18 protein-coding genes are annotated in these 21,111 nt (G+C 67.3%); 17 read left to right on the forward strand and 1 reads right to left on the reverse strand.

Annotation, left to right across the window (positions count from 1 at the left end; translation table 11 throughout):
• Nucleotides 1-174 precede the first annotated feature (174 nt).
• Genes D9R14_RS17080 through D9R14_RS17105 form a run of 6 tightly spaced genes read left to right on the forward strand, consistent with a single transcriptional unit; the run spans nucleotide 175 to nucleotide 5,444 of the window.
• Complete coding sequence (locus D9R14_RS17080; protein WP_121624560.1) at nucleotides 175-1,206, forward strand: extracellular solute-binding protein; 1,032 nt, start codon at nucleotides 175-177, stop codon at nucleotides 1,204-1,206.
• Nucleotides 1,207-1,241: 35 nt separating this feature from the next.
• A complete protein-coding gene (locus tag D9R14_RS17085; RefSeq protein WP_121624561.1) occupies nucleotides 1,242-2,321 on the forward strand; it encodes an ABC transporter ATP-binding protein in 1,080 nt (359 codons plus the stop codon).
• On the forward strand, nucleotides 2,318-3,184 hold the full coding sequence (locus D9R14_RS17090) for an ABC transporter permease (protein ID WP_170168650.1): 867 nt from the start codon (nucleotides 2,318-2,320) through the stop codon (nucleotides 3,182-3,184). The genes D9R14_RS17085 and D9R14_RS17090 overlap by 4 nt, the downstream gene beginning before the upstream one ends.
• Entirely contained in the window at nucleotides 3,163-3,957 is a 795-nt protein-coding gene (locus D9R14_RS17095; protein ID WP_121624563.1) for an ABC transporter permease, read from the forward strand. Before D9R14_RS17090 ends, D9R14_RS17095 begins: the two co-directional genes overlap by 22 nt.
• A gap of 17 nt (nucleotides 3,958-3,974) precedes the next feature.
• Nucleotides 3,975-5,138 carry an LVIVD repeat-containing protein gene (locus tag D9R14_RS17100; protein WP_121624564.1) on the forward strand — a complete coding sequence of 388 codons (1,164 nt, stop codon included), beginning with the start codon at nucleotides 3,975-3,977 and terminating at the stop codon, nucleotides 5,136-5,138.
• 6 nt (nucleotides 5,139-5,144) lie between these two features.
• Nucleotides 5,145-5,444 carry a hypothetical protein gene (locus D9R14_RS17105; RefSeq protein ID WP_121624565.1) on the forward strand — a complete coding sequence of 100 codons (300 nt, stop codon included), beginning with the start codon at nucleotides 5,145-5,147 and terminating at the stop codon, nucleotides 5,442-5,444.
• Between the two features lie 191 nt (nucleotides 5,445-5,635).
• Here D9R14_RS17105 and D9R14_RS17110 read toward each other — a convergent pair whose 3' ends face one another.
• Nucleotides 5,636-6,574, reverse strand: coding sequence for a GlxA family transcriptional regulator (locus D9R14_RS17110; RefSeq protein ID WP_121624566.1), 939 nt, complete (start codon nucleotides 6,572-6,574; stop codon nucleotides 5,636-5,638).
• Nucleotides 6,575-6,794: 220 nt separating this feature from the next.
• On the opposite strand from D9R14_RS17110, the gene D9R14_RS17115 reads away from it, so the two are divergent.
• The 11 genes from D9R14_RS17115 (at nucleotide 6,795) to D9R14_RS17165 (ending at nucleotide 21,073) form a co-directional block, all read left to right on the forward strand.
• Nucleotides 6,795-8,282 (forward strand): amidohydrolase family protein, encoded by a 1,488-nt coding sequence (locus D9R14_RS17115; RefSeq protein ID WP_121624567.1) that lies wholly within the window; start codon nucleotides 6,795-6,797, stop codon nucleotides 8,280-8,282.
• Nucleotides 8,279-9,235, forward strand: a complete 957-nt coding sequence (locus tag D9R14_RS17120; RefSeq protein WP_121624568.1) for a CobW family GTP-binding protein — start codon at nucleotides 8,279-8,281, stop codon at nucleotides 9,233-9,235. Before D9R14_RS17115 ends, D9R14_RS17120 begins: the two co-directional genes overlap by 4 nt.
• Nucleotides 9,236-9,379: 144 nt before the next feature.
• Complete coding sequence (locus D9R14_RS17125; RefSeq protein WP_121624569.1) at nucleotides 9,380-10,078, forward strand: DJ-1/PfpI family protein; 699 nt, start codon at nucleotides 9,380-9,382, stop codon at nucleotides 10,076-10,078.
• 112 nt (nucleotides 10,079-10,190) lie between these two features.
• On the forward strand, nucleotides 10,191-10,790 hold the full coding sequence (locus D9R14_RS17130; RefSeq protein WP_121624570.1) for a TRAP transporter small permease: 600 nt from the start codon (nucleotides 10,191-10,193) through the stop codon (nucleotides 10,788-10,790).
• Nucleotides 10,787-12,067, forward strand: coding sequence for a TRAP transporter large permease (locus D9R14_RS17135; protein ID WP_121624571.1), 1,281 nt, complete (start codon nucleotides 10,787-10,789; stop codon nucleotides 12,065-12,067). Before D9R14_RS17130 ends, D9R14_RS17135 begins: the two co-directional genes overlap by 4 nt.
• Nucleotides 12,068-12,138: 71 nt before the next feature.
• The gene (locus tag D9R14_RS17140) at nucleotides 12,139-13,167 is read left to right on the forward strand and encodes a TRAP transporter substrate-binding protein (RefSeq protein ID WP_170168651.1); all 1,029 of its coding nucleotides are present in this window, start codon (nucleotides 12,139-12,141) and stop codon (nucleotides 13,165-13,167) included.
• 57 nt (nucleotides 13,168-13,224) lie between these two features.
• A complete protein-coding gene (locus D9R14_RS17145) occupies nucleotides 13,225-14,496 on the forward strand; it encodes a D-amino acid dehydrogenase (protein ID WP_121624573.1) in 1,272 nt (423 codons plus the stop codon).
• A gap of 219 nt (nucleotides 14,497-14,715) precedes the next feature.
• Nucleotides 14,716-15,879 carry a 3-hydroxy-D-aspartate aldolase BhcC gene (gene bhcC, locus D9R14_RS17150; RefSeq protein WP_121624574.1) on the forward strand — a complete coding sequence of 388 codons (1,164 nt, stop codon included), beginning with the start codon at nucleotides 14,716-14,718 and terminating at the stop codon, nucleotides 15,877-15,879.
• Between the two features lie 261 nt (nucleotides 15,880-16,140).
• The gene (locus D9R14_RS17155; RefSeq protein WP_121624575.1) at nucleotides 16,141-19,107 is read left to right on the forward strand and encodes an FAD-dependent oxidoreductase; all 2,967 of its coding nucleotides are present in this window, start codon (nucleotides 16,141-16,143) and stop codon (nucleotides 19,105-19,107) included.
• 17 nt (nucleotides 19,108-19,124) lie between these two features.
• The gene (locus D9R14_RS17160; RefSeq protein WP_121624576.1) at nucleotides 19,125-19,574 is read left to right on the forward strand and encodes a tripartite tricarboxylate transporter TctB family protein; all 450 of its coding nucleotides are present in this window, start codon (nucleotides 19,125-19,127) and stop codon (nucleotides 19,572-19,574) included.
• On the forward strand, nucleotides 19,571-21,073 hold the full coding sequence (locus D9R14_RS17165; RefSeq protein WP_210210869.1) for a tripartite tricarboxylate transporter permease: 1,503 nt from the start codon (nucleotides 19,571-19,573) through the stop codon (nucleotides 21,071-21,073). Before D9R14_RS17160 ends, D9R14_RS17165 begins: the two co-directional genes overlap by 4 nt.
• The last annotated feature ends 38 nt before the right edge of the window (nucleotides 21,074-21,111 follow it).

The raw sequence follows: 21,111 nt of genomic DNA on the forward strand, positions 1-21,111 counted from the left end.
AGACCGGCTACTCGAGCTGGGAAGGCATGCGCACCAAGGGCGCGGCCACCCACACCATCGTCCGCGGCACCGTCGTCGCAAAGGACGGCAAGCTGCGCACCGCCCCCGGCTTCGGACAGTTCGTGCCCGGGACCGCGGCGGCCTGACAGTCAACCCAAACAGAGGAGGCAAGACGTGTCCAGATTGGTGACAGCGACCTGCGCGGCGGTCCTCGCCGCGGCCCTCGTCTCCTCCCCTGCCGCCGCGCAGGGAACCCTTGTGGTGCAGACCCAGGGCTCCGTGGACCGCGCTGTGCGCGAGTTCATCGTGCCGAAGATGAAGGCGCTTTACGGCGTGGACGTCTCCACCACGCCCTCGCTGAGCGCACCCGCGCTCGCCAAGGCCATGGCGCAGAAGTCCTCGCCGCAGATCGACGTGTTCATGCTCGACGCCGGCCCCTGGCTCCAAGGCAAGGCGGCCGGCCTGTGGGCGGACTTGCCGACGGCGAAGATCCCCAACCTCGCCGATGTGCCCGCGGACCTGAAGGACGCCAAGGGGGTGGCCTACACCCACCTCGTCATCGGCTTCCTCTACGACACGGCGAAGATATCGACGCCGCCGAAATCCATCGCCGACCTCGCCGACCCCAAATACAAGGGGAAGGTGGCGGTGCCGACCTTCTCCAGCACGTTTGCCTTCGCGCTGCTGGCGAACCTCGACGTGATCGCTGGCGGCAAGGGCGATGCGGCGAAGCCGCTCGACGCCGGCTTCGCGAGCATGAAGAAGATCGCGCCCAACGTGCTCAGCTTCTATGGCGGCGGCGCGCAGCTGGTGAACCTGTTCAAGCAGGGCGAGATCGAACTCGCCTGGGGCGCCAACCATGTCGCGCAGGGCCTCGGCAAGGACTCGACCGTGAAGTGGACGGCGCCGGTGGAAGGCGCCGCGCTCAGCACCGTCTATGCCGCCATCGCCGAGGGCACGAAGAACACGGACGCCGCGGCGCAGTTCATCAATCTGCTGCTGTCGCCGGAATTTCAGGCGCTGATGGCGGAGCAGGGCGGCGTCGCCTTCGTCAACACCAAGACCGAGCTCTCGCCGGACTATGCCAAGACATCGCCGCTGACGCGCGAGGTCATCGCCGCCGGCAAGCAGCTGCCCTGGGATGTGTTCAACGCCAACCGCATCGTGCTCAACGAGCGCTGGCAGCGGGACATCGAGGCGAAGTGAGCGCACCGCGCGACACGTGAGAGTGGAAGGGCACGATGGGCAGCAGACTATCGATTGCCGGGCTGACCAAGGCCTTCTCCGGCAAGACCGTGCTCGACGACATGAGTCTCGCCATCGGGGAGGGGGAGTTCATCTCCCTCCTGGGGCCGTCGGGCTGCGGCAAGACCACGACGCTCAACCTGGTCGCGGGCTTCTTCGCGCCGGACGGCGGCTCGATCGCGCTCGACGGACGGGACATCACCGGGCTGCCCACCTACCAGCGCGGCGTCTCCATGGTGTTCCAGAACTACGCTCTGTTTCCGCACATGAGCGTGGCGCAGAACATCGGCTTCGGGCTGCGCATGCGCGGCGAGAATGCCGCCGCCATCGCCGCCCGGGTCGAGGAGATGCTGGCGCTGGTCCAGCTGCCCGGCGTGGCGGACCGCTATCCCCGCCAGCTCTCCGGCGGCCAGCAGCAGCGCATCGGGCTTGCCCGCGCGCTCGCGGTCCATCCCGGCCTGATGCTGCTCGACGAGCCCATGAGCAACCTCGACGCCAAGCTCCGGCGCGAGATGCAGCTCGAACTGCGCGAGATCCTCGCCAAGGTCGGCACCACCACCCTCTATGTCACCCACGACCAGGAGGAGGCGCTCGCCATGTCCGACCGGGTGGTGGTGATGAACGGCGGCAGGGTGGAGCAGATGGGCACCCCCACCGACATCTACCACGCCCCGCGCACCCGCTTCGTGGCGGGCTTCGTCGGCGAGAGCAATTTCGTGCCGGCCGAAGTATTGGGGATCGAGGGCGACCAGGCCCGGGTCCGGATCGGCCCGGTCCATCAGGCACGCGTCATGCTCCGGAACGCGCGGCCTGATGCCGGCGGGCGGCTCACCCTGCTGGTGCGGCCGGAGCACATCCACATCGGCGCGCCCGGCACGGATGCCCTGCCGGCGACGATCCGCGCGGTCGCCTTCGGCGGTCCGAGCGTGCGCCTGAGGGCCGAGGCCGAAGGCCTGCCGGCGCTCGACTGCGAGGCTGCCTCCAACTGGGCCGGAGACCTGAAGTCGGGCGACGCGGTGGGTCTGAGGATCGCCGACGATGCCTGGTACGTCATGCCGGCGGAGGCGGGCCGGTGAGCGCGCGGCGATACCGGCCCGACTGGGCCGCGGTCCCGGTCGTCGCCTTCCTCGGTGTGTTCTTCGCGCTGCCCATCGCCGCGGCGCTGCTCGCCGGCTTCCTGAAGTACGACCCCATCATCCTGGTGGGACGCGAGTTCACCTTCGCCAACTATGTGCGCTTCCTCACCGACTGGTTCTATCTGCGGGTCTTCGTGGACACGCTGGTGATTGCCGTCCTGGTGACCGCCGCTTCGGTGGTCATCGCCTATCCGGTAGCGCTGCACCTGCACCATGTGGCCTCGTCCCGCACGCGCACCTTCCTCATTCTCATCATCCTGCTGCCGGTGATGGTGTCCTACGTGGTCACCGCCTTTGCGTGGGTGGTGATCCTCGGCCGCAACGGGTTCGTGAACCAGGCGCTGATGGCGACCGGGCTGCTGGAACGCCCGATGGCGCTGCTGAGCCGGCCGTCGGGCGTGGTGATCGTGCTGATCTACACTTTCGCGCCCTTCATGGTGATGAATATCTATGCGGCGCTGGAGGCCATTGACCGCAGCCTGCTGCGCGCCGCCGCGGTGCTCGGCGCGACCCCGCGTGCCGCCTTCTGGTCCGTCACCGTGCCCATGAGCCTGCCGGGCGTGCTCTCTGGCACATTGCTCGTGTTCGCGCTCTCCCTCGGCGCCTTCGTCACGCCCATGATCATCGGCGGCAACCAGGTGAAGACGGTGCCGGTGATGATCTACAACTTCGTCAGCGGCGTGTTCGACTGGCCGGGTGCCGGCGCCATGGCGGGACTGCTCCTGGTCCTGTCGTACGGCTGCAACTACATCATCTCGCTGATCTTCCATCGGAGGCTGGCATGGCTGAAAAACCAGCGCTGAGCCCCGGCGTGGTGTTGGCGGCGGTGGTGGTCTACGCGCTGTTCATCCTGCCGATGTTCGTGACCGTGGCCGCCTCGTTCACGCAGACGCAGACGGTCCAGTTTCCGCCGCGCGGCTTCACGCTCCAGTGGTACGGCGAAATCCTGAACGACCGCGAACTGATGGACGGCATGGCGCTCAGTGCCGCGATCGCGCTGTGCGCCGCCGCGGCGGCATCCGTGCTCGGCACGCTCGGCGCGCTCTATCTCGCGCGCGCCGACGGCGTGCGCCGCGAGCTGTTCCAGTCGCTGGCGCTGGCGCCGCTCACCATTCCCCATGTGCTCATCGGGCTCGCCTTCCTGATGACCTTCTCCAGCCTCGGGCTGATCAACGCCTACGGCCTGGCGCTCGCCCATGTGGTGATCTGCGTGCCCTACGTGATGCGCAGCGTGCTCTCCATCCTGATGGCGGGCGACGCGTCCCTCCCGCGCGCGGCGGCCGTGCTGGGCGCGAGCCCGATCCGCACGCTGATCCACGTGACGCTGCCGAGCGTCAGGCCCGGCATCATCTCGGGGGCCGTGTTCGCCTATCTGGTCTCGTTCAACAATGTGTCGATCTCGATGTTCGTCTCAAGCCCGCGCACGGCGACGCTGCCGGTGGTGATCTTCAACCGCATCGACTACGTGCCGAACCCCTCCATCGTCGCCGTCGCGGCGCTGATGATCCTCGCCACGTCCCTGATCCTGCTTGCCCTCGACAAGGCGTTCGCGCTGTTCCGCACCATGTTCGGCTGACACTGGAAGGACCCTCCGTGAAATTCCGGCATCTGGCACGTCTCGACATTCCCGGCGGCGGGCAGGTGTTCGCGCAGGGCGACTTCGCCTATGTGGGCCACCTGCGCCCGCCGCACGGCACCACACTCATCGACTGCGCCGACCCGCGGAACCCGCGCGTGACCGCAACGGTCGAAGTGCCCTCCAACGTCCATTCCCACAAGGTCCGCGTCCATGGCGACGTGATGATCGTCAACCGCGAGCTGAACCGGCCCGAGCCCACGGGACCGCAGGACAAGGTGCCGGTGGAGGTGATCCTCAACCAGACGCTCGACGCGGAGAAGGCCGGCTTCAGCGGCGGCATCCGCCTGTACGACATCGCCGACAAGGCCCGCCCACGGGAGATCGGCGCCTATCGCTCGCTCGGCACCCACCGCTTCGATTCCGATCCGCGCTACGCCTACATCTCTTCCGAGGAGCACGGCTTCCTGGGCGACATCGTGGTGATCGTCGACATCGCCGATCCGGAACACCCGGTGGAAGCCGGACGCTGGTGGATGCCGGGCCAGTGGCTCGCCGGGGGCGAGGTGCCGAGCTGGGGCGGGCGGCGCTCGCGCTGCCACCATCCCCTGCGGCGCGGCGACCGGCTCTACACCAGCTACTGGCACGGCGGCTTCGTGATCCTCGGCATCGAGGACATCGCCAAGCCGCGCTTCATCAGCGGCCTCGACTGGAGCCCGCCTTATCCCTGCCCGACCCATACCGCGGCGCCGGTGCCGTTCGAGATCATGGGCCGCAAGGTGCTGGTATGCACCGACGAGGAGGTGGCCGACCGCCTCGCGCCTTCGCCCAACGCCTTCATGTGGATCGTCGACGTGACCGACGAGGCGCATCCCGTGCCGGTCTCCGCCTTCCGGGTGGAGAACGACAAGCCGTTCGATCCCAAATGCTGGTTCGGCGCCCACCAGCCGCAGGAGGTGATCGACAGCACCACGGTGCTCTCGGTGTGGTTTGCGGGCGGGCTCCGGGCGGTGGACATCTCCGACATCTACCGTCCAACCGAGGTGGGACGCTTCATTCCCGAGCCGGGCGCGGGGGAGGCTCACGTGCAGACCAACGACCTGTTCGTCGACCGCGCCCGGGGACTGGTCTACCTGATCGACCGTTTCCGCGGCCTCGACATTCTCGAAATGGAAGGGTGAGCGCAGATGTGCGCGTGCGAGCCGGGCGACCTTTCCGAGCGGACCGCCTTTGATCCAGGCCTCATGGAGCCCGCACGCGCCCTGGCGGCGCGGCTGGGGCATCAGCCGCCCGAGGAGGCCTGGCTGGTCTTCTTCGGCCTCAAGGGCGGCGCCATCGCGTGGTCCGACCTCTGCGTCGTGAAGCAGTCATACGATCGCGCCGTCAGAATGATGCGCATGAGACATGCGACGCGCAGGCCCCGCGGGCTCTTGGCCTGCGAAGCCATCCCGGGGATGGTGTTCCAGCACGAGGTAGATTTCGCATAGGACGCGAGCTCACGTCTCCCGAAGTCCTGCGATCCTGGGGGAACAGGCACACGAGGAGCTATCCGGGCGAAGCCCTCGGCCAAGGCGGCCTGCCTCCAACGTCCCGCTGCCCCTTGCCGATGCCTGCCCGGTGTCCGGGCGCTCCGGCGACCCGCGATGCGTTGCGGCAGCCCCACCGCGCTTGCCTGCTTTCAGCCTGAACGGCTGGAGCGGCGGATGGCTTGCGGAGGTTGGCCGAAAGCGCGGATGAAGGCACGGCGCATCCGCTCGGCGTCGCCAAATCCGGCGGACTGGGCGACCACGTCGATGGTCTCGCTCGAAAACTCGACCCGTTCGCGCGCCACTTCGAGCCGCAGTCTTTCGATCGCCTTGGACGGCGTCATCCCGGTTTCCGCGGTGAAGGCGCGCGCAAAATGGCGCGAACTCATCCCCACGCGCTCGGCAAGCTGCTCCACGGTGAGCGAGGCATCGAGGTGCTCGCGAACCCACGACAGAAGGGCCGCGAACCGGCCATTGGGCGCCTTCAGCTCCAGAAGAGACGAAAACTGGGACTGCCCGCCGCTGCGCCGCTGATACAGCACGAGCTGGCGAGCGGTCTGGCGCGCGACCTCGTCACCTTGATCCTCTGCCACCATCGCCAGCGCAAGGTCGATGCCCGCGGAGATGCCGGCCGAGGTCCAGATACGGCCATCGTGCGTGAAGATCTTATCCGGCTCGAACTTGACCTTCGGAAAGCGGGATACGAAATCGCGCGTGTGCGACCAGTGGGTCGTGGCGCGGCGACCGTCCAGCAACCCCGCCGCGGCGAGGATGTAGGCGCCGCTGCAGACACTGGCGATGCGCGCGCCGCCCGCCTCCACCCGGCGCACAAACGCCAGGGTCTCAGGGCACGCCAGCGATTTCTGCACGCCCTCCCCGCCAACCACGACCAGCGTGGAGATCGGGGGGCACGCGCCGATATGGCCGGCGAGCATCGCCGCGCCCGACGAACTGCGGACCGGCCCTTCGGCGAGCGCGAGCACCTGCATCTCCGGCACCTTTGCCGCATAGCGCTTGGCGATCTCGAACACCGAGATCGGGCCGGCCACGTCCAGAATCTGGAAATCGGGAAAGACAAGGATACCAATCATCAGGATGGCCGATATCGAGGGAACAAAGGCATTTTTCCAAAGCAATACTCATGACAAGCTGCGTCGGTCAACCTAATGGGGGAGATGTCATTGCACGGAGCGTTGATCGGATGGATCGCGTCGCCGCACGGCGGCCGGTGCGACCGGGCCCTGCGATCTGCCGGGATGCCCCTCGCTTGCGGGGATGAGCGCGTCTCCAGTCTTGGGGAGCAGGCCCCGCATGAATGACATCGTCCTCGTCGGCGGCAGGGTGATCGATCCCGAGACGGGTCACGATGGACTTGCCGACGTGGCGCTTCGCGACGGCCGCATCGCCGCGATCGGGCGCGATCTGGGCCCGGCGGCGCACACCGTTCCGGCCCATGGCCTTGTGGTCGCGCCCGGCTTCATCGACCTGCACGCGCACGGGCAATGCCTTCCGGCAGATCGGATGCAGGCGTTCGACGGCGTGACGACGAGCCTGGAACTCGAGGTCGGCGTGTGGCCGGTCGCGCGCTGGTACGACGAGCAGGCCCACGCCGGGCGCGTCCTGAACTACGGGGCCTCCACGGGCTGGATCTTCACCCGCATCGCCGCGATGACCGCGCAGCAGACCGAGTCGACCCTCGCCGGGATGGGACGGGCCATGGCGGACAGCCGCTGGACCGTGGACGTCGCGACCCCGGCCGAGATGGCCACGATCGTGGAGCGGGTACGCGATGGGCTCGACCAGGGCGGTCTCGGCATCGGCTTCCCGAATGCCTATGCGCCCGGCGCGGGGGTCAAGGAGATATCGGAGCTCTGCAGTCTGGCATCCGCCATCGGCGTGCCGACCTTCACGCACATCGCGTACATGTCGAACGTCGATCCGCAAAGCTCCATCGACGCCTATACCCGCCTGATCGGCCTTGCGGGCTCGACCGGCGCCCATATGCATATCTGCCACTTCAACTCGACCAGCCTCCAGGACGTGGAGCGCGCCGCAGAACTCGTGGCCAACGCCCAGGCACAGGGTCTCAAGGTCTCGGTGGAAGCCTACCCCTATGGAACGGGTTCGACGGTCATCGGCGCGACCTTCTTCGGCGATCCGGCGTTTCCCGAGCGCACGGGCGGCGGCTACGACACGATCGAGCACCTGACCTCGGGCCACCGCTTCGCTGACCGCGACGACCTCGTGGCCGCACAGGCCAAGGACCCCGGCGCGCTCGTGCTGTGGCATTTCCTGGACGTTGCGATGAACGACCGCCACCGCGATCTGCTCGACGTTTCCGTCCTGTATCCAGGCGGCGCCATCGCGTCGGATGCCGTATCCTGGCTTCTTCCCGACGGCTCGACCTATCTCGGCGACCACTGGCCGCTTCCGGAGGACGTCATTTCCCATCCGCGTTCCAGCGGGACGTTCACGCGCTTCCTGCGCAAATGGGTGCGGGAGCGGGAGGCCATCTCCCTGCTGGAGGGCGTGCGCAAGTGCACGCTGATCCCCGCCCGGCTGCTCGAAGCGAGCACGCCCGCGATGCGCCGCAAGGGCCGCATTCAGGTGGGCTGCGATGCCGACATCGTCTGCTTCGATCTCGCTGCGCTCACCGACAGGGCCGACTTCCGCAATCCGAACCGGCCGTCCGAAGGTGTGCGGCACCTGCTGGTCGGCGGCGTGCCCGTGATCGCCGACGGCGGCCTGATCCGGGAGGCGCGGCCGGGCCGCCCGGTCCGCCGGCCGGTGGCGCAATGACGGTTCCCGTCCTTCTCGTGGCGGGAGCGCTCGGCGCGGGCAAGACGACGCTGGTCAACCACCTGCTGCGCCACCCGGATGGCCGGCGCATCGCCGCGATCGTCAATGATTTCGGAGCGATCGACGTGGACGCGGCCCTGCTGGCGCCGTCGGCGGACGGGATCGTCAGCCTCAAGAACGGCTGCATCTGCTGCAGTCTCCAAGGCGATCTGCTGCGCTCGCTCATGATGCTGACGCGCCGGCGGCCCTCTCCCGACGCGATCATCATCGAGACCAGCGGCGCCTCCGATCCAGCAGCGATCGCGAGCGCGCTGCTCGATCCGGTCGTTTTCGCAGCCAACCCGCTCGATACCGTGGTGTGCGTCGTCGATGCCCGCCAGGTTGCGGACAGGCCGGCGCTCCTGGACGACCCGCTCTGGCAATCGCAGGTGCGTGCAGCGGATTTCGTCATCCTCGCGAAGGTGGACCTGGTGGCGCCTGAGGAGCTTGAGCAGGTACAAGCGCGCGTCGCCGCGCGGCATGCGGGCAAGCGGACGTTCAACGCGATCGATGGCGCGGTCCCCTCGCCTGTCCTGTTCTCACAGGGTCATCACGCTCCGGCGATCAGACCGTCGCTGCGCGCCATCGAGGCAACCGAGCGCTTCGAGACGATGAGCTGGACTGCGCCCCTGCCCTTGTCGCTTCCCCGCTTCCAGCGCGCGGTCGGCGAACTCTCGTCCGTCCTGCTCCGCGCCAAGGGCTTCGTGACCTTCGATCATCAGCCGGACCAGCCTCTGGTGTTCCAGCTTGTGGGCTCCCGCGTGACGATCTCGCCCTGCGCGGACACTGCCGGGGACGACCCCATGAACCGCCTGGTGCTGATCGCCGAGGTCGGACGTCTGGACCGGAGCGCGGTCACCACCCTCCTGGACGCGACGACGACGGCGCCGGCAAACCGCAACGCTCGTGATTGAACGGCGATGCAGGGGCAAACGCGCTGGCCGGGACATCCGGCGGCCGGACAGGCCCTCGATTTGGCTGATTATGAGGGAATTATGGCATTTCAGACATAAAGAATTGGTGTCATTCTTTCTCTCCTGAAGAAAGGGGAGACCTTCTTGAAAACCTCAATTCAGATCGGATTACTCGTTTTCCCTCAGGTCACGCAGCTGGACCTGACAGGTCCGCTTCAGGTCTTCTCCAGCGCGCCCGACACCGAGGTGCACCTGGTGTGGAAGCGGATCGAACCGGTACCGAGCGATTCCGTATTGACGCTGACGCCGACGTGCAGCTTCGACGACTGCCCCCAACTGGACGTGATCTGCGTCCCCGGCGGCTACGGAACGGACGCGCTCCTCAATGACGAGGAGGTTCTGGACTTCCTGCGCAGGCAGGCCGTCGGCGCAAAGTACATCACGTCCGTCTGCACCGGCTCCGTGGTGCTCGGCGCGGCCGGATTGCTGCAGGGCTACCGCGCGGCCACGCACTGGAGCGCAAGGGACGCCCTGGCTCCGTTCGGCGCGACGCTGTCCGAGGAGCGGGTCTGCGTCGACCGCAACCGCATCACCGGCGGCGGCATCACGGCCGGCATCGATTTCGCATTGACGCTGGTGTCCCTGCTGATCGACCGGCGGACGGCGGAGATGGTCCAGCTCCGCATGGAATACAACCCGGCGCCGCCCTTCACGTCGGGCTCGCCGGAGACGGCCCCCGCCGAGGTTCTCGCCCTCATGCGCGAGAAGATGGCGCCGGGACAGGCGCGGCGCCGCGACGCCGTGAGCCAGGCGGCGGCGCGCCTCGTCCGGCGCGCAGGCTAAGGACGCTGCGCTGCGCCGATCAGCGCGGCGCAGCGAGACGGAGCGGCTGGACCGCCGCTCCGCATCGGGCGGGGGCGCCATGGTCACGGCACCAGATCTGTGTGGGGGGCGCATGACACGGCTGATTGAGGGGTATTTCAGTCTTCTCAAGATCCTGATCGCCATATTCCTGGCGGTCATGGTCGTACTCGTGTTCGGCAATGTGGTCCTGCGCTACGCGTTCGATTCCGGAATTACGGTATCGGAAGAGCTTTCGCGCTGGCTCTTCGTCTGGCTGACCTTTCTCGGTGCCATCGTCGCCCTGCGCGAGCACGGCCATCTCGGGGTCGATACGGTGGTCAAGCGCCTGCCGCGCAAGGGCAAGCTGGCCTGCCTGATCGTCAGCCAAGTGCTGATGCTTTACGCAACCGTGCTGTTCTTTCAGGGCAGCTGGGTGCAGACCCTGATCAACTGGCAGGTGACTGCCCCCGCCTCCGGCGCGTCGGTCGCCTGGCTGTACGGGGTCGGCCTCGTCTTCAGCATCTCGACGGGGCTGATCATCCTCGATGGGCTGCGCCGCGCGGTGATGGGCGATCTCTCCGACGATCAGCTGGTCATCGTCAAGGAATCCGAGGAACAGGAGCAGCTGGAGCAGCTGCAGCACGAACTGGCGGCACGCGACGGGCGTGACGTGCTGGTTCGTGCGGAGCCGAGCCGAGGAACCGACCGATGACGATCGCGATCTTCGTCGGCTCGCTTCTCGGCGCCATGACGATCGGCATGCCGATCGCCTATGCGCTGCTGATCTCCGGCATCGCCTTGATGCTCTACGTCGATGTGTTCGACGCGCAGATCGTGGCGCAGAACGTCATCAACGGGGCAGACAGCTTTCCCCTCATGGCCGTGCCGTTCTTCATGCTGGCCGGCGAGATCATGAATACGGGCGGGCTGTCGAAGCGCATCGTCAACGTGGCGCTCGCCGCCGTCGGGCACGTCAAGGGGGGCCTCGGCTATGTGGCCATTCTGGCCGCCTGCGTCCTGTCGGCCCTGTCAGGCTCCGCGATTGCCGATGCGGCCGCCCTGGCCGCCTTGCTCGTGCCGATGATGACGCAGGCCGGGCACGACAAGGCGCGCGCGGGCGGCCTGATCGCGGCCTCGGGCATCATCGGTCCCATCATTCCGCCCTCGATCGGCTTCGTGATCTTCGGCGTCATCGCCAATGTCTCGATCACCAAGCTGTTCCTGGCGGGGCTTGTGCCGGGCCTGCTGATCGGCGTCGGGCTCGCGGTCGCCTGGTGGTGGGAAGTCCGCAAGGAAACCCTCGTCACCCCGCCGCGCAAATCCGCGGCCGATCTCCTGGGCGCGCTCCGCGAGGGTGTCTGGGCCCTCGTGCTGCCTCTGATCATCATCTTCGGCCTGAAGTTCGGCGTCTTCACCCCCACGGAATCCGCGGTGGTGGCGGCCGTCTACTCTCTGTTCGTTGCCGTCTTCGTCTATCGCGAGCTGAAGATCACGGAGCTCTACGCCGTATTCGTCACGGCGGCGAAGACGACGGCCGTCGTCATGTTCCTCGTCGCCGCGGCGATCGTGTCGGCCTACGTTCTCACCATATCCGAAGTCGCCCTGACGCTCGTCGACCTGCTGCAGCCGTTCATGGGCAATCAGACGCTGCTCCTGCTCGCCATGATGATCCTGGTCGTCATCGTCGGCACCGCGATGGATATGACGCCGACCATACTGATCCTCACTCCGATCCTGATGCCGGTGGTCAAGGAGGCGGGCATCGATCCGGTCTACTTCGGCGTCCTGTTTATCGTGAACAACGCGATCGGCCTGATCACGCCCCCGGTCGGCACGGTGCTGAACGTTGTCGCCGGGGTCGCGCGCATAGACATGGAAGATCTGATGAAGGCCGTGTGGCCGTTCATGATCGCCCAGCTCGTTGTTCTCGGACTGATGATCGTATTCCCCCAGCTCGTCACCTGGCCGGCCCGACTGATCGGCGGGTGAGGCGCCGGACGCAACGCTACGCATACCGCACAGTCGACGTAACCATGCTCTTTGCTCGACAGGAGGATTGTATGAAGATGAACTGCTTGCGTGCGTCACTGGTGGCGTTCGCGCTCACCGCCGCGCCCATGTCCGTCGCTGGCATCGCCAGCGCGGAGACGATCCGCGTCAGCTACGTCACCGCTGCCGACCATCCCTATGGCCTGGGCGTGAAGAAGTTCGGCGAGATCGTTGAGGCCAAGACAGGCGGCAGGATCCGAGTGAGAGGGTTCCCCTCGGGCCAGATCGGCGCCGAGGTCCCCTCGATCTCCGCGGCCCAGGGCGGGATTCTTGAAGTCGTGGTGACATCCACGGCAGCCGTTTCCGGAGTGGACAAGGCCTTCGGCGTGTTCGATCTGCCGTACATTTTCGAAAGCGACCGGCAGGCCGACGCCATTCTGGACGGACCCTTGGGCACGGCGATGCTGCACCGCCTCGACGGCAAGGGCCTCACCGGCCTCTGCTTCTGGGAAGCCGGCTTCCACCAGGTGACGAACAGCCGCCGGCCGATCAAGAGCCTCGACGACCTTCGTGGGCTCAAGATCAGGACCATCCAGAATCCGGTGATGATCGACGCTGTCAATGCGCTCGGCGCGAACGCGGTGCCCCTGCCCTACACGGAGGTCTATACCGGCCTCGAGACAAAGGCGATCGACGGCCAGACCGGCACCTACCCGCTGGTCTATGCCAACAAGATATTCGAGGTGCAAAAATACATCGCCGAGGCGAATCTCTTCTATGCGCCGGTTGCCGTCCTGATGTCCAAGAAGTTCTACGACAGCCTTTCGCCCGCCGATCAGGCGATCATGCGCGACGCCTGCACTGAGGCGCGCACCACGGAGCGCGAGGCGAACCGCGCGCTCTCTCCGGAGGCACTCAAGCAGATGAAGGCCGCCGGCCTCGAATCCACCGTCCTCGACGCCGCCACCATCGCTGCCTTCAAGGAGAAGCTTCGGCCCGTGGTCGACAAGCATATGAAGGGCATCGACCCGGAAGTTGTGGCGACCCTTCAGGCGGAGCTGGCCAAGCTTGGTCCGAGCGGTTCCGCATCCGGCAAGTGAGGGATTGAGCCGGGTGATCCCGGGTGGTCGGTATCGAACTTCGATGGTGCAGATCGGATGTCTCATATTGCCGTAGTCGGCGCCGGGGTTACCGGCGTCACGACCGCTTACGCGTTGAGCCGGCGCGGTTTCCAGGTGACGGTCTTCGACCGTCACCGCTATTCGGGGATGGAGACATCCTTCGCTAACGGGGGCCAGCTCTCCGTCAGCAATGCGGAGGTCTGGAACAAGGTCTCGACCATCATCCAGGGCCTGAAATGGATGACCCGGCGGGACGCGCCTCTGCTCGTCAATCCGGCGCCCTCCTGGCACAAATACTCCTGGATGGCCGAGTTCATCAGCCAGATTTCCCGCTACGAGGCCAACACGATAGAAACCGTGCGCCTCGCCATCGCGGCCCGCGCGCGTCTGTTCGAGATGGCCGAGCACGAGAACATCGACTTCAATCTGGAACGGCGGGGAATTCTTCATTTCTACCGGGATAAGGCCGGCTTCGACAAGGCGGTCAAGGTCAGCGCGCTTCTCCGCCGCGGCGGCCTGGAACGCCGCGAGGTGACGCCGGCCGAAATCCGAAGCATCGAGCCGACCCTGAAGGGCTCCTATTACGGGGGCCTCTTCACGCCGTCGGATTCCACCGGCGACATCCACAAGTTCACACGTGGTCTTTCGGAGGCCTGCGCACGGCGCGGCGTCAAGTTCCGCTACGATTGCGCGGTCGAGGATATCGTGCCGGCGGGCGGGCGCTGGCAGGTCAATTGGCTGCCGGTGGCGCGCGACATCGACGGCGCCCAGATCGAGCAGTGGGAGCCCGTGGTGGCGGACGGCGTGGTCATCTGCGCCGGCTGCGGCAGCCGCGCGCTCGCAGCCCCGCTGGGCGACCGGCTGAACATCTACCCTGTCAAAGGCTATTCCATCACCGCCCATCTCGGCGATCCGATCAGCCAGGAGTCGGCGCCGGAGGTCTCCATCCTTGATGACGCGACCAAGATCGTGACGAGCCGCCTGGGGCGGGACCGCTTCCGGGTCGCCGGCACGGCCGAGTTCAACGGCTTCAATCGCGACATCCGGCATGACCGCGTCGAGCCGCTGATCCGCTGGTGCCGGGAGCAGTTCCCCCAGATGGCGACGGACCGGGTCGTCGCATGGACCGGATTGCGGCCGATGATGCCCGGCATGCTGCCGCGCGTCGGGCCCGGCAGGCGGCGCGGCATCTTCTACAATACGGGACATGGGCATCTTGGATGGACGCTTTCGGCGGCCACCGCGGAGCTCGCCGCCGAAGCGGTGGAGCGAGCCATGCCCGCCCGGTCCTCCGATCCGGTGGCCTGACAAAGACCGGGCCGTCGAGAGACCGCCGTGTTGGGGCTCCCGCTGCCGCGTCGGACCTGATTTGACGAGATCAACCCTTCAACTTCAGTGCTCCGGGGCAACCGCGGCGCGTCTCCCGAAGCCCATGTTTTGCCTCGGATGCCGCAATCTTTGCCCCCATCCAGGGCCAGGTCGAGGCCGCGATCGGCATGCGACCCCGGCAGTGAAAGGACGGTCCCTATGGTCTCGAAGAGCGCGTTCGATCGCGATGATGTCGGCTTCGCCGTGCCTGCCGTCCCCGGCATGCCGGAGAGCGAGATCCAGACGCCCTGCCTGATCCTCGACCTCGACGCGCTGGAGCGCAACATCCGCAAGATGGGCGACTACGCCCGTGCGAAGAACATGAACCATCGTGCCCATGGCAAGATGCACAAGTCGGTGGACGTGCTGCGCCTCCAGCAGGAGCTTGGCGGGGCAATCGGCGTGTGCTGCCAGAAGGTCTCGGAGGCGGAGGTGTTCGCCCGCGCCGGCATCAGGGACATCCTGATCTCCAACGAGGTGCGCGATCCGGCCAAGATCGACCGGCTCGCGCGGCTTCCGGCCTTCGGCGGCCGGGTGATCGTCTGTGTCGACGACATCGACAACGTCCCTGAGCTGTCCGCGGCCGCACGCCGGCACGGCACCCTGATCGACTGCCTCGTCGAGATGGATTGTGGAGCGGGCCGCTGCGGGGTGACGTCCGCCCAGGCGGTGCTCGCCATCGCCGAGGCCATCGCCGCCGCTCCCAGCCTCCGCTTCGCAGGCCTCCAGGCCTATCAGGGCGCCATGCAGCACCTCGACAAGTTCGAGGACCGGAAGAGGAAGCTCGATGCAGCGATCGCGCAGGTGCGGGAGGCGGTCGATCTGCTTGAGCGGAACGGGATGAAGCCGGAACTGGTCAGCGGAGGCGGCACCGGCAGCTACCACTTCGAGAGCATGTCCGGCGTGTACAACGAACTGCAATGCGGCAGCTACGCCTTCATGGACGCCGACTATGGGCGGATCCGCGACGCCGATGGAAACCGGATCGACCAGGGCGAATGGGAAAATGCCCTCTTCATCCTGACGGCAGTGATGAGCCACGCCAAGCCCGGCGAGGCGATCTGCGACGCGGGGCTCAAGGTGCAGTCGGTGGACTCGGGGCTGCCCGTGATCCATGGGCGGAACGATGTCGTCTATGTCAGCTGCTCGGACGAGCACGGCGTCATCTCAGATCCCGACGGCGTGCTTGCGATCAACGAGAAGCTCCGCCTCGTGCCGGGCCACTGCGACCCCACCTGCAACGTGCACGACTGGTATGTCGGCGTTCGCAACGGCGTGGTCGAGACGCTGTGGCCCGTTTCGGCGCGCGGCAAGGCCTACTGACCTTCCGCCCGCCCGCGCCGCGCGAAAATTCGGCGACGGGGACGAAGCCTTCCCCTTCAGAACTGGCCTGCGGTGAAGCCGCGGCCGTTCATTGCCGGAGCGCCGAACCGGATCTGATAAAGCGGAGTTTTGGGGTAACTGAGGGCCGCCCCTTGCCGCAGCCGCGGAAATAGCTTTGTCAAAAAGGTGATTGACAAGTAAGTTTCCAAACGATGATGTGACAATCTGTCATCCTTTCTCGACCGCGGCGGGGAAAGCTCGATGTCTGTACCGCCCGTTGGTGGCCGTCTTCGTCTTCGACGCGACGGAATCGAGCCGTGCGGCGAGCCCATCGACATCGTCGTCGACGGAGCAAGGTTGCAGGCGGCGTCGGGCGAGACCGTTGCGGCCACCATGGCCGCGCACGGATTGGGCGCCACCAGCCGGACGCACCAAGGGGAGGATCGAAGCCCCTATTGCGGCATGGGCGTGTGCTTCGAGTGCCGGGTCACGATCGACGGTCGCGCCGGGCAGCGCGCCTGCCTGACGACCGTCGCGCCGGGCATGACGGTGGAGACACGCGGCAGCGCCCTTGCGCGGGGAGACCCGTGCGACCTCGACCGAGCCGACGCGCAGGAGGCCTGTTCGCTGCTGATCGTCGGCGCGGGGCCGGCCGGGCTTTGCGCGGCAGAAGCCGCCGCGCGCGAGGGGCTCGACGTCGTTGTGCTCGACGAGCGGCCGAGCCCCGGAGGTCAGTATTTCAAGCCCCTCGCGTCGAGCCACCGCTTCGCGGGCGGACGGCGCCCCGACGCGCAGTATCGCGGCGGCGAGGACCTGCTGAAGCGGGTCCAGGCGCTGGGCGTGCGCATCCTGAGCCGGACCCTCGTCTGGGACGCGGAGCCGGCGGAAAGCGGGCACGTGATCGTCCGCTCTCTCGTCGACGAGCGCGTCGTGATCTGGACCGTGCGGCGCCTGGTGATCGCGACGGGGGCCTTCGAGCGGGCCTGGCCTGTTCCCGGCTGGACGCTTCCGGGCGTGATGGCCACCGGCGCGGCGCAGACCTTGTCCCGCGCCTACCAGGTGGCGCCGGGCAGCCGGGTGCTCGTCGCGGGGAACGGACCCCTCAATCTTCAGGTTGCGGCGGATCTCGCCGCGGCGGGCGGTCACGTGGTCGCCGTGGCCGAAGCGGCCGCGCCGGGGGGCCGGGCCGGAGTTGGCGACATCCTCGCCATGCTGCGCACCCGTCCGGACCTGGTCTGGAACGGCGCCCGCTATCTGGCCCAGCTCGCGCGGCGCGGGGTGCCGGTGCTGCGCGGCCATGTACTGACGCGCGTGGATGGGGCTGCGAGGGCAGAGCGGGCGACTCTTGCGCGGATCGGTGCGGACGGGGAGCAGTTGCCCGGCACCGAGATGAGCTTCGACATCGATGCCGTGTGCCTGGGGTACGGGCTGTCGCCATCCTCCGAGCTCAGCCGGCTCCTCGGCTGCCGGCAGGTGGTCGATGCTGCCGGCGGCAACGTCCTGGTCCCGGAGCGGGACGCGGACGGCCGGACCTCGGTGTCGGGCGTCTTCGTCGCCGGCGACGCCGCAGGACCGCTCGGCGCACATTGCGCCATGGCTCAGGGCGCCCTCGCCGGGATCGCTGCCGCGGCCGACCTCCGCGACGACCTCTCGATCCGTGTCAGGGGCGCCCCCCATCGCCGCGCCCTGCGGCGGGAGAAGAAGTTCCAGCGCGCCCTCTGGCGCGTCTTCTCGACGCCGCTGCCGGTGCCGCCGATGCCGGCACCGGATGTGCTGCTCTGCCGGTGCGAGTCGGTCCCCGTCGCGGCGGTGCGTGCCGCGATCGCCGGCGGCGCCGCCGACATCCCCGCGGTCAAGCGCGCGACCCGCTGCGGCATGGGCCGCTGCCAGGGCCGCTACTGCACGCCCCTCCTTGCCTCGCTGTTGGGCGCGGCGAGTGCCGAGCCGATCTCGCCCACCATCTTCATGCGCGGCCAAGCGCCTGTCCGGCCGGTTCCCATGTCGTCCATCGCGCTCCGCCAGGAGACCGCCCCCAATCCCGGCCCAGGCGAGGCCGTCGATGGCGGAGCGCCGCCGGAGACCCTGCCGGATGTGGAACTAGGCCATCCGGACGTGCTGGTGATCGGCGCCGGCGGCGTCGGGCTCTTTACCGCCATGGCGCTGGCTGAGGCGGGGCGGGAGGTGGTGGTTCTGGACAAGAGGACCCCCTACAGCGAGGCGTCGGGCGCGAATGCCGGCAGCCTGCATGTCCAGTTCCAGTCGTTCGGCTTTCCCGATCTCTCCGGCGAGGTGGCGCGCCGGGCCGCCTCCACGCTGCGCATGCAGGTGGAGGCGACCTACCTCTGGAAAGCCTTTTCCGAGGCTCAGGGCGCCGATATCGAAGTCGAGATCGAGGGCGGGCTTACCGTGGCGGACGACGACGCCAGCCTCGACCACCTGCGCAAGAAGGTGGAGATCGAGCGCGCCGCCGGCCTCGACATGACGCTGATCTCCGGCGAGGAGGCACGCGCGATGCTGCCCCTGCTCTCCCCCAAGGTGGTCGCCGCCTCCTTCTCGCCCGACGAGGGCAAGATCAACCCGATGAGGGCCGCCACCGCGGTTCTGCAGGCAGTGCGCTCCGCCGGGGTGCGGATCGAGCCGCACACCACGGTCTGGCGGATCGAGGCGAACGGGAACAGCTTCGCCGTCATGACCGACCGCGGCATCTACCGGCCCGGAAAGATCGTCAACGCCGCCGGGGCCTGGTCGGGCGCCATCGCACAGCTTGTGGGCGACAGCCTGCCGATCCGCCAGAACCCGATCCAGATGCTGGTCTCCGAGGCGACCGGAGAGCGCATTCCCTACCATCTCGCCCATGCGCGCCGGCGCATCACGCTGAAGCAGGCCGTGGCGGGCAACCTCGTGATCGGCGGCGGCTGGCGCGCGCGGATCAATCCGGTCCTCGGCGCCGCACGGCCGACGCGCGAGGCGCTCGGCGCGAACATCGCCGTCACGCTGGAGCTGCTGCCCGGCTTCTCGGGCCTCCAGATCATCCGATCCTGGACCGGAATGGCCTTCACCACGCCGCCCACCATTTCGCCATCGCCGAGCACCGCGAACCTCTTCCACGTCGCCACGCAGAACGCGATGACGCTGGCGCCCGTCCTGGGACGCGCCGCCGCCGCGCTGGTGCTCGGCCAGGCTCCCGAGCACGACATGCGCCCGTTCGCCCTTCGCAACCTCAACTAGGGACACCGCGATCCGCGATGAAACAGGGATCCATTTTCCACGAGCAGGACATCTGGGCCGGGCTCCTGTTCATCGGCTTCGGGCTCGTCGGCGTTGCCGGCGGATGGCTCTACCCGGTTGGCACCGCCGTCGACATGGGTCCCGGCTACTTCCCATTCGGCATCGGCATCGGCCTGCTCGTCTGCGGCACAGCGATCTTCGCGCGCGGCCTGATGCGGCCCGGAAGGGACGTGCCGGCCTGGGCGATACGGCCGCTGCTGATGATCGCCGCCGCGATCGTGTGCTTTTCCTGGGCGATCGACAGTCTCGGCTTCGTGCTCGCCGCGCTGCTGCTGATCCTGCTCGCCTGCCTTGCCCATCGGCCCTTCAGCCTGCGCGAGTTCGTCGGCCTTTGCGTGGTGCTGATCGGCGGCGGCGTGCTGATCTTCATCAAGGCGCTGTCCCTGTCGATGAAGGTGCTGCCATGAGCGCCCTCATGGACGCGCTGGCGATCGGCGCGCAAACCGCGCTGACGCCCATGAACCTGCTCTACTGCCTGGGCGGGGTGACGCTCGGCACGCTGATCGGGGTGCTGCCGGGCCTCGGGCCGATCGCCACCATCTCCATGCTGCTGCCGATCACGTTCTACCTGCCGCCCGAAACGGCGCTGATCACGCTGGCGGGCATCTATTACGGCGCGCAGTACGGCGGATCGACGACCGCCATCCTGGTGAACATGCCGGGTGAATCCTCGGCCGTCGTGACCTGCCTCGACGGCTACGCCATGGCGCGGCAGGGGCGCGCGGGGCCTGCGCTCGGCATCGCGGCGATCGGCTCGTTCTTCGCCGGATCGGTGGCCATTCTCATCGTCGCCTCGTCGGCGCCGGCCTTGGCGTCCGTGGCGCTGCAGTTCGGTCCCGAGGATTATTTTTCGCTGATGGTGCTCGGCCTGATCGCTGCCGTCGTGTTGGCGAGCGGCTCGCTGCTCAACGCCTTTTCGATGGTCCTGGTCGGCCTGCTCGTCGGCACCGTGGGCGCCGACGTCAACTCCGGGGTGGAGCGGTACACGCTCGGAATTCCAAAGCTGATCGACGGCATCGATTTCGTCATCATGTCCATGGGGCTGTTCGCCATCGCCGAGATCGCGGTCAATTTGGAGAGCGCGGAACGCCGCGCCGTCCTGAACGGGAAGATCGGCAGCATTTTTCCCACTTGGAGCGACATAAGGGCATCGGTATTCCCGATCCTGCGGGGCACCGGGCTGGGCTCGATCCTCGGCATCCTGCCCGGCGGCGGCGCGGTGCTGAGCTCGTTTGCCTCCTATGCGCTCGAAAAGAAGATCGCCAGGGACCCGAGCCGCTTCGGCAAGGGCGCGATCGAGGGGGTCGCCGGGCCGGAATCCGCCAATAATGCCGGCGCCCAGACCTCCTTCATCCCGCTGCTCACGCTCGGCATTCCTTCCAACCCCGTGATGGCGCTGATGATCGGGGCCATGATGATCCAGGGCGTGACGCCGGGGCCGCAGCTGATCAAGACCAACCCGGATCTCTTCTGGGGCGTGATCGTGAGCATGTGGGCGGGCAACCTGATGCTCATCGTGCTCAACCTGCCGCTGATCGGCATCTGGATTCAGCTGCTGAAGGTGCCCTACCGCATTCTCTATCCCGCCATCCTCCTGTTGTGCGTCATCGGCGTCTACAGCTTGAGCTATTCCAGCGTCGACCTCTGGCTTCTCGTGGTGTTCGGGGTCTTCGGCTATGTCTTTGTGAAGCTCGGGTGCGAGCCGGCACCGCTCCTGCTCGGCTTCATTCTCGGCCCCCTTGTCGAGGAATACTTCCGCCGCGCGTTGATCATGTCGCGCGGAGACCTCAGCGTGTTCATCACCAGCCCGATCAGCGGCACGATGCTCGTGCTGGCGCTGATCCTGGTCGTGATGGTCGTCGTTCCCTCGATCCGGCAAACCAGGGAGCTCGCCTTCCGCGAGTAGGCACAGCTCGCCCCAGCAACGAACCAGAGGAGAAGAAG

The sequence above is a fragment of the Xanthobacter tagetidis genome (assembly GCF_003667445.1).
Lineage (GTDB): Bacteria > Pseudomonadota > Alphaproteobacteria > Rhizobiales > Xanthobacteraceae > Xanthobacter > Xanthobacter tagetidis.

Coding starts and splice junctions, on each gene's coding strand:
- D9R14_RS17085 (WP_121624561.1), top strand. CDS start 1,242: ATGGGCAGCAGACTATCGATTGCCGGGCTGACCAAGGCCTTCTCCGGC.
- D9R14_RS17095 (WP_121624563.1), top strand. CDS start 3,163: ATGGCTGAAAAACCAGCGCTGAGCCCCGGCGTGGTGTTGGCGGCGGTG.
- D9R14_RS17105 (WP_121624565.1), top strand. CDS start 5,145: ATGTGCGCGTGCGAGCCGGGCGACCTTTCCGAGCGGACCGCCTTTGAT.
- D9R14_RS17110 (WP_121624566.1), bottom strand. CDS start 6,574: ATGATTGGTATCCTTGTCTTTCCCGATTTCCAGATTCTGGACGTGGCC.
- D9R14_RS17115 (WP_121624567.1), top strand. CDS start 6,795: ATGAATGACATCGTCCTCGTCGGCGGCAGGGTGATCGATCCCGAGACG.
- D9R14_RS17120 (WP_121624568.1), top strand. CDS start 8,279: ATGACGGTTCCCGTCCTTCTCGTGGCGGGAGCGCTCGGCGCGGGCAAG.
- D9R14_RS17130 (WP_121624570.1), top strand. CDS start 10,191: ATGACACGGCTGATTGAGGGGTATTTCAGTCTTCTCAAGATCCTGATC.
- D9R14_RS17135 (WP_121624571.1), top strand. CDS start 10,787: ATGACGATCGCGATCTTCGTCGGCTCGCTTCTCGGCGCCATGACGATC.
- D9R14_RS17140 (WP_170168651.1), top strand. CDS start 12,139: ATGAAGATGAACTGCTTGCGTGCGTCACTGGTGGCGTTCGCGCTCACC.
- D9R14_RS17145 (WP_121624573.1), top strand. CDS start 13,225: ATGTCTCATATTGCCGTAGTCGGCGCCGGGGTTACCGGCGTCACGACC.
- bhcC (WP_121624574.1), top strand. CDS start 14,716: ATGGTCTCGAAGAGCGCGTTCGATCGCGATGATGTCGGCTTCGCCGTG.
- D9R14_RS17155 (WP_121624575.1), top strand. CDS start 16,141: ATGTCTGTACCGCCCGTTGGTGGCCGTCTTCGTCTTCGACGCGACGGA.
- D9R14_RS17160 (WP_121624576.1), top strand. CDS start 19,125: ATGAAACAGGGATCCATTTTCCACGAGCAGGACATCTGGGCCGGGCTC.
- D9R14_RS17165 (WP_210210869.1), top strand. CDS start 19,571: ATGAGCGCCCTCATGGACGCGCTGGCGATCGGCGCGCAAACCGCGCTG.